The sequence below is a fragment of the Seonamhaeicola sp. MEBiC01930 genome (assembly GCF_045277075.1).
Taxonomy (GTDB): Bacteria; Bacteroidota; Bacteroidia; order Flavobacteriales; family Flavobacteriaceae; genus Seonamhaeicola.
In genome coordinates this window covers 240,079-254,134 of record NZ_CP104270.1, presented here as the reverse complement: position 1 = coordinate 254,134, position 14,056 = coordinate 240,079, and the positions used below count along the sequence as shown (strand labels likewise).

Sequence of the window (14,056 nt, the reverse complement as noted above, 5' to 3'; positions counted from 1 at the left end):
TTTGGTTAACCAAATATAATCAATATAAATTTAATGCTCCTATTCTATGATGTTTTTAACAAAGGAGTCTATGTTTTCAGTCCCTTCATTAGTAACATATTTCACAAATGCACTACCAATTATTGCTCCTTTGGCATAAGTGGTTGCTGCCGTAAAAGTTTCATTGTTGCTAATACCGAAACCTACAATTTGAGGATTATTCAAGTCTAGTTTGTTAATACGCTCAAAATACTCTGTCTGCTCATTACCAAAACCAGATTTTGCACCAGTAGTACTCGCACTACTAACCATGTAAATAAATCCGTTAGAAACCGAATCTATAAAGTGAATACGTTCATCACTAGTTTGAGGTGTAATTAAAAATACATTTATTAATCCGTATTTCTCAAAAATGTTTTGATATTCTTCATGGTAGACATCAACAGGTAAATCAGGAATTATTAATCCATCAATTCCAATCTCTTGGCATTTTTTGCAGAAGTCTTCAACGCCGTATTGTAGCACGGGGTTAAAATATCCCATGATGATTAATGGAATACTTACTGATTTTCTAATATCTTTTAATTGATTAAAAAGAATTTCGGTAGTCATACCATTTTTTAGAGCTTTGGTAGAACTATCTTGAATTGTTGGTCCATCAGCTAGTGGGTCACTAAAAGGTAGACCTATTTCAATTAAGTCAACCCCACTTTTTTCTAAATCTTGAATAATTTTAACTGTGTCATCTAAATCCGGATAGCCAGCAGTAAAGTATATAGAAAGAATTTTTTGGTCTTCTTGAAGTTTTTGATTTATTCTGTTCACAACTTAAATTTTAAAATAATCAATATAATTCTGTAAATCTTTATCACCACGTCCTGAAAGGCTCATTACCACAACATCATCTGGTTTAAACTGTTTTTGTTTAAAAATGGCAAGTGCATGAGAACTTTCAATAGCAGGAATAATACCTTCCAATTCGCAAAGTTCTAAACCAGCTTTCATAGCTTCATCATCTGTTATAGATAAAAATTCTGCTCTACCAGTTTTTGCTAAATGAGCATGCATTGGTCCAACTCCGGGGTAATCTAAACCAGCAGAAATAGAATAAGGTTCAGTTATCTGCCCGTCGTTAGTTTGCATTAATAATGTTTTACAACCGTGGATTATACCTTCTTTTCCTAAAACTGAGGTTGCAGCACTTTCACCAGAATCTACACCTAATCCAGCAGCTTCAACAGCAATAATTTTCACATCCTCTTCATGAAGATAATGATAATAGGTTCCTGCTGCGTTACTACCGCCTCCAATACAAGCAGCTACGTAATCTGGGTTTTCTCTACCTTCTTGTTCTTTTAATTGCCATTTTATTTCTTCAGAAATAACTGATTGAAATCTTGTAACCATATCAGGATATGGATGCGGTCCAATAGCAGAACCAATAATATAATGCGTATTTACAGGATTGTTAATCCAGTCTCTTATGGCTTCATTAGTAGCATCTTTTAAGGTGCGACTTCCTGATAAAGCAGGAACAACTTTAGCACCTAGCATTTTCATACGCGCAACGTTAGGTGCTTGTCGTTCAATATCAATTTCACCCATGTAAACAATACATTCTAGTCCCATTAAAGCACAAACTGTAGCTGTGGCAACACCATGTTGTCCAGCCCCAGTTTCAGCAATAATACGCTTTTTGCCAAGACGTTTGGCCATTAAAATTTGACCAATAGTATTATTAATTTTATGGGCTCCTGTATGATTTAAATCCTCTCTTTTTAAGTAGATTTTAGTGTTGTATTTTTCTGAAAGGCGTTTAGCAAAATAGAGAGGAGAAGGACGACCAACATAGTCTTTTAAAAGTTGGTTGAACTCTTTCTGAAAATCAGGTTCTGCCATAACTTTTAAATACTTTTGGCGTAACTCTTCTACATTAGGATACAACATCTCTGGAATGAATGCGCCCCCAAATTCGCCATAATACCCTTTTTCGTCAACGTTATAATTCATAGTTTTTTTATCATTAAGCTTATTAATGAATTCGCGTATGTTTGAAGTACTTTTTAAACCTGGTTCTGTTTCAAATTTACTATTTACATCTATAGCATAGCAATATTTTGAAGCTTCACTGTTTTTGAATTTTTTAATATCCTCAACTTGATTTAACCCAATGCCGCCACTTAAAAAGAATGGTTTTGTTGAAGGATAGTCGTTTAAAAGACTCCAATCAAATGTATAACCATTGCCACCAGGCAATTTACCTTTGGTGTCAAACAAAAAGTAATCACAAACATTTTCATACTCTTTTAAAACTTCAAAATTAAAGCCTTCTTCAATAGAAAACACTTTTATGACTTCAACAGGGTATGAAAATAATTTGGTGGTACGGAGCATGTTACAATAGAATGGTGCTTCTTCACCATGTAACTGTACAGCTTGTAAATTAAATTCATTAACCTTATCAATAACTGTATTTAGATTTTCATTAACAAAAACTCCAGTTTTTTTTATGTTTTCTGAAATAGCTGGAATTTTTGTATCAAAATGTCTAGAAGACTTTTTATAAAAAATAAAACCAAGATAATCAGGTTGCAATGCTGCAACTTTTTCTATATTATCTTCGTATTTCATTCCGCATACTTTTAGTTTCATCTTTCTAATGTTTTAATGAATTCTGCTGCATTAAATCCTGGGTTATCAGTTTTCATAAAATTTTCACCAATTAAAAACCCTTTATATCCGTAAGGTTGCAATTCTTTAATAGCGCTAACACTACTAATACCACTCTCTGAAACTTTAACAAAATCATCAGGAATAATGCTGCTTAATGATTTGCTGGTTTCTAAACTCACATCGAAAGACTTTAAGTTTCTGTTGTTTACACCTAGCATGTCTAGACTTGGCATTACGGATTTATGCAATTCTTCTTCATTATGAACTTCTAAAAGTACATCTAGGTTTAGACTTTTAGCAAATTCTGAAAATTGTTTAATCTCTTCTCTTGTTAAAATGGCAGCGATTAAAAGAATGACATCTGCTCCATGAGCTTTGGCTTCAAGAATTTGATATTCATCAATAATAAATTCTTTTCTAAGTAAAGGCAAATTACAACTGGCACGTGCTGTTAGTAAATCGTCTAAAGAGCCTCCAAAGTATTTGCCATCTGTTAAAACAGACATACCGCAAACACCAGCATTTTCATAACCTAAAGCTACGTCTTGAACATTTAGGCTATTGTTAATTATAGATTTTGAAGGTGATCTACGCTTATGTTCTGCAATAATACCAGAGGCACTATTTTTTAATTGTTCCGCTAGTGAAACAGTTTTTCTATAAAACAGAACAGATTGTTCTAACTGAGAAGTTGGAATTAAGCTTTTTCTTAAATCTACTTCTTTGCGTTTATCAATTACTATTTTGTCTAAAATGTTCATTATTTACTCAACTCAATCAATTTATCTAAACTTTGTTTTGCCTTTCCAGAGAATAAAGATTCTTTGGCTAATTCAAACCCTTTTTTATGTGAAATTTGTTTATTTGTGGCAATGGCTAAACCTGCATTGGCACAAACAACATTGTTTTGTGCTTCGGTACCATTTCCGCTTATTATATCAACAAATATTTTGGCAGCATCTTCAACGGTATCACCACCATAAATGGCTTCTTGTTTAATTTTTGAAAGCCCTAAATCTTCTGGTGAAAATAATTTTTCAGAATGATTAGAAACTATTTTTGCATTTCCTGTTAAAGATATTTCGTCGTAACCATCCAATGCATAAACAATGCTATAATTTTTATCAGTATTTTGATATAAAAAGCTGTATAAACGCAATACTTCTAAATTAAAAACACCTAGACATTGACTTTTAGGAAATGAAGGGTTTACCATGGGCCCTAGCATGTTAAAAAATGTCTTAACACCTAATTCTCGTCTAATTGGTGCTACATTTTTCATTGCAGGATGGAATAAAGGAGCGTGTAAAATACATATACCAGCCTTATCTAAACAGCGTTTTAAAAAACCTTCATCATTAGAAAATTTAACACCCAAATTCTCCATAACATTTGAAGAGCCGGAAGTTGATGAAACACCATAGTTACCGTGTTTAGAAACATGAACTCCAGCACCAGCAGTAATAAATGATGATAATGTAGATATGTTGAATGTGTTTTTACTATCTCCACCTGTACCAACAATATCTATAGCATTAAAATCACTAAGGTCTATTTTTACACACAGTTCTAAAAGCGCATCTCTAAAACCTTGTAACTCTTCAATGGTTATGCTACGCATCATGTAAACCGATAAGAAACAAGAAATTTGACTGGGGTTATACATATCATTGGATATGTTAACAATAACCTGTTTAGCCTCTTCACTTGAAATGGTTTCATGATTTATTAATCTATTTAGAATATTTTTCATAGCTTAACTATTTACCCAATTTTCTAAAATTTTCTTTCCATCTGGTGTTAAAACAGATTCTGGATGATACTGAACACCTTTAACATCATAAGTTTTATGTCGCAAAGACATTACCTGTCCATTAGCATCAAAAGAAGTAGCTTCTAAACTTTCTGGTAAATTGGCATCTACCACCCAAGAGTGGTAACGACCAACTTCAATATCTTTATCTAAACCACTGAAGATTGACTCGTCGTCAACAGTAATTTCAACTTTAGTAGCTACACCGTGATACACTTCATCTAAGTTAACTAATGAGCCTCCAAATACTTCGCCTATTGCTTGTTGCCCTAAGCAAACACCTAATATACTTTTAGTAGGTGCATATTTTTCTATAATTGCTTTTAATAATCCTGCTTCATCAGGAATTCCAGGGCCTGGAGATAATACAATTTTATCAAATGGTTCTACATCTTCAAGTTCAAGTTTATCATTTCTATAAACCGTTACATCGCAATTCAAATCTTCTAAATAATGAACTAAATTATATGTAAAACTATCGTAGTTATCTATGACTAATACTTTCTTCATGACTACTAAATATCTTTTGCTAATTGAATAGCTTTGTTTAATGCTCCTAATTTGTTAAATACTTCTTGTCTTTCACTTTCTGGGTTTGATTTGGATACCAAACCTGCACCCGCTTGCCAGTTCAATTTGTAATCTTTACTTAAAAAAGTTCTAATCATAATGGCATGATTAAAGTTGCCTTCAAAATCCATAAAACCTATGGCACCACCATAAAAACCTCTACTGGTTTTTTCGTATTGCTCAATAAGTTGCATAGCCCTGTGTTTAGGGGCTCCGCTTAAGGTTCCAGCAGGAAATGTATCGGCAACAACTTGCATTGTTGAAGTTGTGTCGTGTTTTTGTCCAGTAACTTTACTAACTAAATGAATAACATGAGAAAAGAACTGCACTTCTCTATAAGTTTCAACTTTTACACCACTACCATGTCTGCTCAAATCGTTTCTAGCTAAATCTACCAACATAACATGTTCTGCGTTTTCCTTTTCATCTTTCACCAATTTATCAGCTAAAATCTCATCTTTTTCATAATCTCCAGTCCTTTTAAATGTTCCAGCAATTGGGTGAATTTCTGCTAAACCATCTGTTACAATTAATTGAGCTTCTGGTGAACTCCCAAAAATCTTAAAATCACCATAATCAAAATAGAATAGATATGGTGATGGATTGATACTTCTTAAAGCTCTGTAAACGTTAAAATCGTCTCCAGTAAATTCTTGAGAAAAACTCCTAGATAATACTAATTGAAAAACATCGCCTCTTGCACAGTGTTTTTTTGCATAATCTACATGTTGCAAGAACTCTTCATCTGTTAGGTTGGATGTAATATCTCCTTTAGAATTAAAATTATAAGATGCAAAATTTTGTACGTTAATCAGTTTGTCAATCGAGTCAATATTATTTTCGGTTTTATCATAACAATGCGAAAATATATAGGCTTCGTTTTTAAAGTGATTTATAGCAATTATATTTTGATAAACCGCGTAATAAACATCGGGTATTTCAACAGAGTTCTCTTTTTTGCTAATTTTTACATCTTCGAAATATCGAACAGCATCGTAAGCTGTATATCCAAAAATCCCATTGTTTATAAATTTGAAGTTTTCTTCACAATTTGTGTTAAAGCGTTTAGTGAAATTATAGATTTCGTCTACTACACTTACATCTTCGGTAATTGGTAAATCTTTGGCAGTGCCATCAGGAAATGTTTCTGTAATCACTTCATTTTCAACTTTAATAGAAGCAATTGGATTAAAACATATGTAAGAGAAGTTTTTGTGGTTTCTATGATAGTCACCACTTTCTAATAAAATACTGTTTGGGTATTTATCCCTAATCTTATAATACACGGTAACAGGTGTAATAGTGTCCGTTAATATGCGTTTATGATAAGTTGTTAAATTAAATGTCTTCATTTAGCTGAATTTAATTTCAGTTTTTATATTATAAAAAAAGCTTGTCGTGAATGACAAGCCTTTATTTGATATTTTGTTTTAAATATACGAGGTTCTTACTTCACGAATGTTAAGTTATTGAAGCACCACCACCAATTATTATTTAAATTTTTATTCATTTTGTTGTATTACAGAGCCAAATATAAAAATGAAAAAATAATTAAGCAATTCTTTAAAGTGTTTTTTCTTTAAAAGATTGTTAAACTGTATTTAGTTCAAAGAACTTATCATTATTTTTACACTTATGAAGATAAAATTATTATTTGTTGCATTTTTAATAATGGTTGGTTGCAACAATAAAAAGAAGGCTGATACTAAAATTGGAGAAAAAGAAGAAACTTCAGAAATAGCTGTAAAAGAAAAAGATGTAGAATTAGAAATTTATGATTTTGAAGGACTATCATCTTATTTAAATAAAAAAGATGATAAGGTTTATATTATAAATTTTTGGGCTACTTGGTGTGCTCCCTGTGTAAAAGAACTTCCTTATTTTGAAGAAATTGGATCTAAATATAAAAATGAAAATGTTGAAATTATATTGGTTAGTTTAGATTTTCCACATTTATATGATTCTAAATTAAAACCATATATAAAAGATAAGGAATTAAAGTCTAAAGTGGTGGCATTAAATGATGATGATATGAATACATGGATTCCTAAGGTTAGTGAAGATTGGTCTGGTGCAATACCCGCAACAGTTATTTATAAAAATGATAAACGAAGTTTTTACGAGAAATCATTTACGTATGAAGAATTAGAAAAAGAATTAAAACAATTTTTAAATTAAACACATTATGAAAACAGTAAAATTATTTGGATTTGCTTTAGTTGCTATACTTACTTTAGCATTTACATTGCCTAATTCGTACTCAGGGCAGGGGTATAAAATAGGTGATATTGCAGAAGATTTTTCTTTAGAAAACATTGACGGTAATATGGTGTCTTTATCAGATTATAAAGATGCAAAAGGTTTTATAGTTACCTTTACTTGTAATACTTGTCCATTTGCTGTGGCATATGAAGATAGGCTTGTTGCTTTAGATAAGAAATATGCCTCAAAAGGATATCCTGTAATTGCAATTATGCCGAATAATACAGATGTTAAGCCAGGGGATAATATGGACGCCATGAAAAAAAGAGCAGAAGACAAAGGGTTTACTTTTCCCTATTTAATGGATAAAGGACAGAAAATATACCCTAAGTATGGCGCTACCAAAACTCCTCATATTTATATATTAGAGAAAACAAAAATGGGTAATGTTGTTAAATACATTGGTTCTATAGATGATAGCCCTAGAAATCCTAAAGGGGTACAAGTTAAATATGTTGAAAATGCAGTAGATGCCTTATTGGGTGGAGAAGAAGTTGAAATTAAAGAAACTAAAGCTATAGGTTGCTCAATTAAGGTTTAATAAATACTATTAAATATAACAATAAGAAATTCTGAAGTGTAATGCTTCAGTTTTTTTTCGTCTATACGTATAGAAACATTAATTTTGCAACAAGTAAAACCAAATAATAATAAATGGAAGATTTAACTCAAGAAGAATGGGCAGAACAATTGGCAAATGATGATAATGCTGTTGTGTTAGATGTTAGAACGGATGCTGAAGTAGCTGATGGTATAATACCAAATGCCATTCATATAGATATTTATAAAGGTCAAGAATTTATAAATGAAGTAGAAGAACTAGATAAAGCAAAAAACTATTATGTGTATTGTCGTTCAGGTAATAGAAGTGGTCAAGCATGTTCTATAATGGAAGAACTAGGTTTTGAAAATGCTTATAATTTAGAAGGTGGTATGTTAGAATGGACTGGAGAAATTGTTGATAATTAGTAGCCAATGAAACCGTTGTTAACCATATTTTGCTTTGTTTTCACATTTATAGCTTGTTCTGAGATACCCAAGAATCATATAAAAATGGTTTCAACACAGCAGATGGTTGATATTATTAAGAAAGAAAAAGTTCAATTAATAGATGTTAGGACACCAGAAGAGTATTCTGAAGGTTCTATAGATGGGGCAAAAAATATAGACTTTCATTCCAATAAATTTGAAGAAGAAATAAAAAAATTAGATAAAAACACCCCGATTTTGTTGTATTGTAGAAGTGGAAGAAGAAGTGGTAAAGCTTCAAAAACACTTCTTGAATTAGGTTTTAAAAAAATATATGATTTGGATGGAGGCATTCTAAAATGGAAAGAAGACGGATTAAAAGTTAAAAAATAAGAAGTTCTCAATTTGAGAGCTTTTTTTTTGCGTTTTTTACGTTAAACTTTTTTTTGAGTACTTCAACTTAAATATTTTTTAAAAAATCTAGTTTTAGATATTTTTATAAAGATTTAGGTTTCAAAGCTAATAAGTAAGAAATTTAAATTTTATTAATTAATAGCATTTAAGAAAATTATGGATAACGGTTATATTATTTTAGGAATAGTTGCCTTGTTGTTTTTGAGTCTGTATGGTTTTGCCTATTTCTCTGTGTTTTTAGAAAAGTATAAACAGAAAAAATTTCAAAAAAGAGAATTAGAACGGGAAAGGCTTAGAAAAGAGCAAATGATAAGGAATCAGGAAATTAGGGATGAAAAGCTTCGTAAATTTAATAAGAGGAAAGAAGAAATTCAACGTGAATTAATGCTACTTGAAAAAATGAAAATGAAACAAAAAGTTAGCTAATTAATTTACATATAAATAGATAATTAAATGAGCCTGTATTGTTATATAGGCTTTTTTTGTTAATTAAATGATTTTTTTAGATTAAAAGTATCCTTCATTTAAAGTTCCTTTTTATTTTTATAATCCTTATAACAATATATTGGTTCCAATTTGATTATTGATAATCTTTGATGGTAAAGCATTTTTGTATTTTTTGTTTATTAGTTTGTTCAAATCTTTTTGGACAAGATGTTAGCATACCTACGCGTTTCTCACAAGATGGAAGTTTATATAAAAATCTGGAGAAAAGTACCAATGAATTGATTGAACCAATTGTTGACTTTAGAGAGGGTCAAAAATGTATTGTTGTTGAGTATTTAGGCAACGATAATTATAAAATTCAATTTAAAGATAACGAAGGCCTGGTTGTAATTGATGATTTGGTTGTAAATGATGCTCTAGATGATTTATATTATGATTACCAAGAAAAGGAGCGAGAGAGAAGAAGGCTAGAAGAAGAGGAAAGGAAACGTCGGATTTATGAAATTGTTAATAAGGAAGCAATTGAAAAGCAAAAAGCAGAACAACGCCGATTAGATTCTATAGCACAGGTAAAAGAAGCCGCTCGATTAGAAAAGCTCCGGTTAGAAGAAGTTGCTAGACAACAAGCAGCCGCAATCCAAGAACAACGCCGATTAGATTCTATAGTACGGGTAAAAGAAGCCGCTCGATTAGAAAAGCTCCGGTTAGAAGAAGTTGCTAGACAACAAGCAGCCGCAATAAAAGAACAACGCCGATTAGATTCTATAGCTCAAGTAAAAGAAGCCGCTCGATTAGAAAAGCTGCGGTTAGAAGAAGTTACTAGACAACGAGCAGCCGCAAAACAAGAACAACGCCGATTAGATTCTATAGCACAAGTAAAAGAAGCCGCTCGATTAGAAAAGCTCCGGTTAGAAGAAGTTGCTAGACAACAAGCAGCCGCAATAAAAGAACAACGCCGATTAGATTCTATAGCACAAGTAAAAGAAGCCGCTCGATTAGAAAAGCTCCGGTTAGAAGAAGTTGCTAGACAACGAGCAGCCGCAAAACAAGAACAACGCCGATTAGATTCTATAGCACAAGTAAAAGAAGCCGCTCGATTAGAAAAGCTCCGGTTAGAAGAAGCTGCTAGACAACACGCAGCCGCAAAACAAGAACAACGCCGATTAGATTCTATAGCACAAGTAAAAGAAGCCGCTCGATTAGAAAAGCTCCGGTTAGAAGAAGTTGCTAGACAACGAGCAGCCGCAAAACAAGAACAACGCCGATTAGATTCTATAGCACAAGTAAAAGAAGCCGCTCGATTAGAAAAGCTCCGGTTAGAAGAAGCTGCTAGACAACAAGCAGCCGCAATAAAAGAACAACGCCGATTAGATTCTATAGCTCAAGTAAAAGAAGCCGCTCGATTAGAAAAGCTCTGGTTAGAAGAAGTTGCTAGACAACACGCAGCCGCAATCCAAGAACAACGCCGATTAGATTCTATAGCACAAGTAAAAGAAGCCGCTCGATTAGAAAAGCTCCGGTTAGAAGAAGCTGCTAGACAACACGCAGCCGCAAAACAAGAACAACGCCGATTAGATTCTATAGCACAAGTAAAAGAAGCCGCTCGATTAGAAAAGCTCCGGTTAGAAGAAGCTGCTAGACAACAAGCAGCCGCAAAACAAGAACAACGCCGATTAGATTCTATAGCTCAAGTAAAAGAAGCCGCTCGATTAGAAAAGCTGCGGTTAGAAGCAATTGCTAGACAACAAGCAGCCGCAATCCAAAAACAACGCCGACTAGATTCTATAGCACAGGTAAAAGAAGCCGCTCGATTAGAAAAGCTGCGGTTAGAAGCAATTGCCAAACAACAAGCAGCCGCAATCCAAGAACAACGCCGATTAGATTCTATAGTACGGGTAAAAGAAGCCGCTCGATTAGAAAAGCTGCGGTTAGTGAAGGAGGCTAAAAAACGAGAGGCGATATTAAAAGAGCAACAAAGACTTGAAGCTATTGCTAAAGCTGAAGAAGAAAAACGAAAACGTTTGGCTGCTTTGGAAAAAGAGGAGGTAAATGATGAAAAGAAGTTTGATATAAAAGCATTAGAGAGACAAAAATTTAGAAGAGCCTGTCATTATGCAATGAATGAGTTTGATTACATATCACAACAAAAGGTTATATTAACTAAAAAGTATGCATTAGCTAAAGGTTTTACAGCAGAACTATATAAAAAGGGAGGAAAGATTGATGTTTTTTTTAGCTCTAATTTAAGCTTAGGATGTGTAAGTGGTTTTTCTAATAAAAAATCATATGTTAAAATACAATTAGAAAATAATAAGATAGTCACCTTTTATCATACATATGGAACTAATTGTAGTGATTTTGAATTCAAAGGAGGCTTGTCTAAAGAGCAAATGTCTATTCTTAAAAACTCACCTATTAAATCAATAGAGATTAAAGCAACTGAAGGTTTTAAAGAAATTACTACTATAGATTATAAAGAATTCTTTATAGATAAATTGAAATGTATAGAATAAAAGCTAAATACTATTGTATCAGGCTTTTTATGTTGTGGCACAAAACCACAATGAATTATAGCCATTGTTGTGTATAGTTTTTATTTCTCTATTCTTTCGTAATTTTTCAATGTCTTCAAAACCCATAAAGTCTGTATTCCTGCCCACTCTAATTTTGTTCCCTCACTGATACCATACCAAGTATCCCATCGCCCATCTTCTTTTTGTTTACTAATTAAAGACTCTATGTCCTTGTTGAGATTTTCTTTGGTAAATAGTGAATTTAAAATACTGTCAGGTGATGGGGCATAATTTAAACGATGCGGTTTTCCATAAAGTCCCCAACCTTCATCGGATTTGTCTTCACAAATAATTCCATTATTCGATATCCAGTTATTTAAGTCATTGATTGTTTTTATTGCCTTGTCTTGACTTTTCGTATGCTTTAAAAAAGTTAACCACCTTGGCACACATAAATAACAAAAAACGTGTTTGTCTTTAATTCGCTCAAATTCGCTCCAAACAAACTCTTCTGCTTTTTTCATCCAAGGAATATTTATCTTGTACTTTTCCAATGTTCCAAGTAAAGGTGCAGTAGTGCTTAAAGCTGCCCACTCTTTAACTGTTTTGAAATGTCCTTCACATGGGTAATCACTTTTTGGCCTAAACATCCAGGGAATTCCTCCTTTCTCAGTAGTGACACTTTCAAAATAGGGCATAAAATCATTTAGAATAATTTCCTTGGTCAGATATCCAACTTCATCAAGTGTTTCAAGTGCCATAATGCTAAACAGAGGTTGACTTTCTGGAGATGCGGTATCTGGTTCCATTCCGTGTCCAAATCCGCCATCGGGATTTCGATAAGCATAAACGGCGTGAAAAACACCATTCATATCTCCGTTTGCAAAATGAAATTCAAATAAACGTCTTTCTATCATTCTCGCATTTGTCAAAATGAAATCTCTTGCTTTCAGAAGGGCGTTTTTCGATAAAATCATTTAGTTCTCAAGGATGTTTTAATTACACACAACGTGTTTGTGTATGATTAGTTGCGGGAAAGGACGCGAGTCATTTTCGCGCCGTAACCGAAAGATAATTAATAAGATTGAATTTCCGAGAGGAAATTCGGCCGCAATTAATTATACACGTTGTTACAGGTCGTTATTTGTATTATTTAATATCTTATAAATTCCAGTTGAAACATTTCGAGGGTTATCGGAAACATTGTTACTAAAAACAAATATTCGTATGTCTTTTATCGGATTCACGATAAAATGACTTCTAAACCCTACAATGTAACCTGAATGGCAAATTGTACCTTCATTCAAACTTATTCCATAACCATACATTTGAGATAAATCATCAGGCCCTAATTCATCATCTTTACTAAAAGGTGTTAGCATCTTTTTTAGAGAGTCATCTTTTAGGATTTTATTTTGAGGTTTAACATAAATATCAGTCCATTTGTAGAAATCGTTTAATGTTGTTACCAAATTTCCATCGGCTTGTGTAACTGGAAGGCTCACAACATCATCCAAAACGTGTTTTCCTAACTCATCACTCCATCTATATCCAGCGGCCTCATCACTTGATATCGAATAATCAGGTGTATGAATAAATGAAGAATACATTTCTTGTGGTAGAAGTACATTTTCTTTTAGGTAAATAGAAAAAGGCTTTCCAGTTGTATTTTCAATGATTTGCCCAAGTAAGGTAAAACCAATGTTAGAGTATTCGAATTTTGAACCTGAAGGAAAATTTAGTTCTTTGGTCATTGCTTCCTTAATCATTCCGTCAACAGTATTGCCCAAGCAAAACCCTTTTTCCACTTCGTAGTAATCTCTTGTAACAGCATAGTCTTCAATACCACTTGTGTGAGTTAAAAGATGATGAATAGTTACATTTTTCCATTTGTCAGAGCGATAATGTTCAGGTAGATAAACATTTATAGATTCTTGCAGGTTTAATTTATTTTTTTCCGTCAGTTGCATTATTGCTGTTGCGGTAAACTGTTTGGTAATTGATGCTACGTGAAATTTAGTGTCAATTGTATTTCTAATCGAATCTTGAGCGAGTCCATATCCTTTTGTATGAATTACCTTGTCGTTCTTCGCAACAAGTACAACGCCTTTGAAATGCTCTTCATTAATCATTTTATTTATAAACGACTCAATAACTGGATTGGTCGTCTCCGTTAGAAGATTACTTTTTTCCGCAACGGGTTTATGGTCCGTTTCATTTTTTATTTCCTTGCAGGAAAATAGTATAAGTAAAATAAAAATTATGTTGATTGCTTTGCTTTTTATCATTGGTTGTTTTTATGACCTGAACGGTTTTGTGTATGATTTGTGGCGTGTTTAAGCAACTAATTTAGCAAACAAAAACGAACGAGAGAAAATTCCGAAGGAATTTTCCAAATGAGCGCTTGCCAAAGCAA

General features: G+C 32.8%; 14 protein-coding genes and 1 pseudogene. 6 read left to right on the top strand and 9 right to left on the bottom strand.

Features of this window, described 5'->3' with window-relative positions; all coding sequences use genetic code 11:
* Nucleotides 1–39: 39 nt before the first annotated feature.
* From trpA to N1F78_RS01255, 7 genes and pseudogenes are all read right to left on the bottom strand, one after another.
* Nucleotides 40–804, bottom strand: a complete 765-nt coding sequence (trpA, locus tag N1F78_RS01285; protein WP_406684391.1) for a tryptophan synthase subunit alpha — start codon at nt 802–804, stop codon at nt 40–42.
* A gap of 3 nt (nt 805–807) precedes the next feature.
* Entirely contained in the window at nt 808–1,989 is a 1,182-nt protein-coding gene (trpB, locus tag N1F78_RS01280; RefSeq protein WP_406685701.1) for a tryptophan synthase subunit beta, read from the bottom strand.
* 33 nt (nt 1,990–2,022) lie between these two features.
* Nucleotides 2,023–2,610, bottom strand: a pseudogene (locus N1F78_RS01275) (phosphoribosylanthranilate isomerase); the annotation flags it as partial.
* Nucleotides 2,611–2,627: 17 nt separating this feature from the next.
* Nucleotides 2,628–3,413 (bottom strand): indole-3-glycerol phosphate synthase TrpC, encoded by a 786-nt coding sequence (gene trpC / locus N1F78_RS01270; protein ID WP_406684390.1) that lies wholly within the window; start codon nt 3,411–3,413, stop codon nt 2,628–2,630.
* Entirely contained in the window at nt 3,413–4,405 is a 993-nt protein-coding gene (gene trpD / locus N1F78_RS01265; protein WP_406684389.1) for an anthranilate phosphoribosyltransferase, read from the bottom strand. Before trpD ends, trpC begins: the two co-directional genes overlap by 1 nt.
* A gap of 3 nt (nt 4,406–4,408) precedes the next feature.
* Nucleotides 4,409–4,975: an anthranilate synthase component II gene (locus N1F78_RS01260; protein ID WP_406684388.1), complete on the bottom strand. Its 567-nt coding sequence runs from the start codon at nt 4,973–4,975 to the stop codon at nt 4,409–4,411.
* A gap of 5 nt (nt 4,976–4,980) precedes the next feature.
* Nucleotides 4,981–6,387: an anthranilate synthase component I family protein gene (locus N1F78_RS01255; RefSeq protein WP_406684387.1), complete on the bottom strand. Its 1,407-nt coding sequence runs from the start codon at nt 6,385–6,387 to the stop codon at nt 4,981–4,983.
* A 283-nt stretch (nt 6,388–6,670) separates the two neighbouring features.
* Between N1F78_RS01255 and N1F78_RS01250 the strand changes: the two genes are divergently transcribed.
* The 6 genes from N1F78_RS01250 to N1F78_RS01225 all read left to right on the top strand — a co-directional run bounded on the left by N1F78_RS01250 (nt 6,671) and on the right by N1F78_RS01225 (nt 11,640).
* On the top strand, nt 6,671–7,213 hold the full coding sequence (locus N1F78_RS01250; protein ID WP_406684386.1) for a TlpA disulfide reductase family protein: 543 nt from the start codon (nt 6,671–6,673) through the stop codon (nt 7,211–7,213).
* Nucleotides 7,214–7,220: 7 nt separating this feature from the next.
* Complete coding sequence (locus tag N1F78_RS01245; RefSeq protein WP_406684385.1) at nt 7,221–7,838, top strand: thioredoxin family protein; 618 nt, start codon at nt 7,221–7,223, stop codon at nt 7,836–7,838.
* Between the two features lie 113 nt (nt 7,839–7,951).
* Nucleotides 7,952–8,266, top strand: a complete 315-nt coding sequence (locus tag N1F78_RS01240; protein WP_406684384.1) for a rhodanese-like domain-containing protein — start codon at nt 7,952–7,954, stop codon at nt 8,264–8,266.
* An 84-nt stretch (nt 8,267–8,350) separates the two neighbouring features.
* Entirely contained in the window at nt 8,351–8,659 is a 309-nt protein-coding gene (locus N1F78_RS01235; RefSeq protein ID WP_406684383.1) for a rhodanese-like domain-containing protein, read from the top strand.
* 177 nt (nt 8,660–8,836) lie between these two features.
* Nucleotides 8,837–9,106: a hypothetical protein gene (locus tag N1F78_RS01230; protein WP_406684382.1), complete on the top strand. Its 270-nt coding sequence runs from the start codon at nt 8,837–8,839 to the stop codon at nt 9,104–9,106.
* A gap of 299 nt (nt 9,107–9,405) precedes the next feature.
* Nucleotides 9,406–11,640 carry a hypothetical protein gene (locus tag N1F78_RS01225; protein ID WP_406684381.1) on the top strand — a complete coding sequence of 745 codons (2,235 nt, stop codon included), beginning with the start codon at nt 9,406–9,408 and terminating at the stop codon, nt 11,638–11,640.
* A gap of 80 nt (nt 11,641–11,720) precedes the next feature.
* Here the strand turns inward: N1F78_RS01225 and N1F78_RS01220 are convergent, their stop codons facing one another.
* Together N1F78_RS01220 and N1F78_RS01215 are read right to left on the bottom strand one after the other, a co-directional pair.
* A complete protein-coding gene (locus tag N1F78_RS01220) occupies nt 11,721–12,617 on the bottom strand; it encodes a hypothetical protein (RefSeq protein ID WP_406684380.1) in 897 nt (298 codons plus the stop codon).
* Between the two features lie 153 nt (nt 12,618–12,770).
* On the bottom strand, nt 12,771–13,772 hold the full coding sequence (locus tag N1F78_RS01215) for a serine hydrolase domain-containing protein (protein WP_406685700.1): 1,002 nt from the start codon (nt 13,770–13,772) through the stop codon (nt 12,771–12,773).
* Nucleotides 13,773–14,056 lie beyond the last annotated feature (284 nt).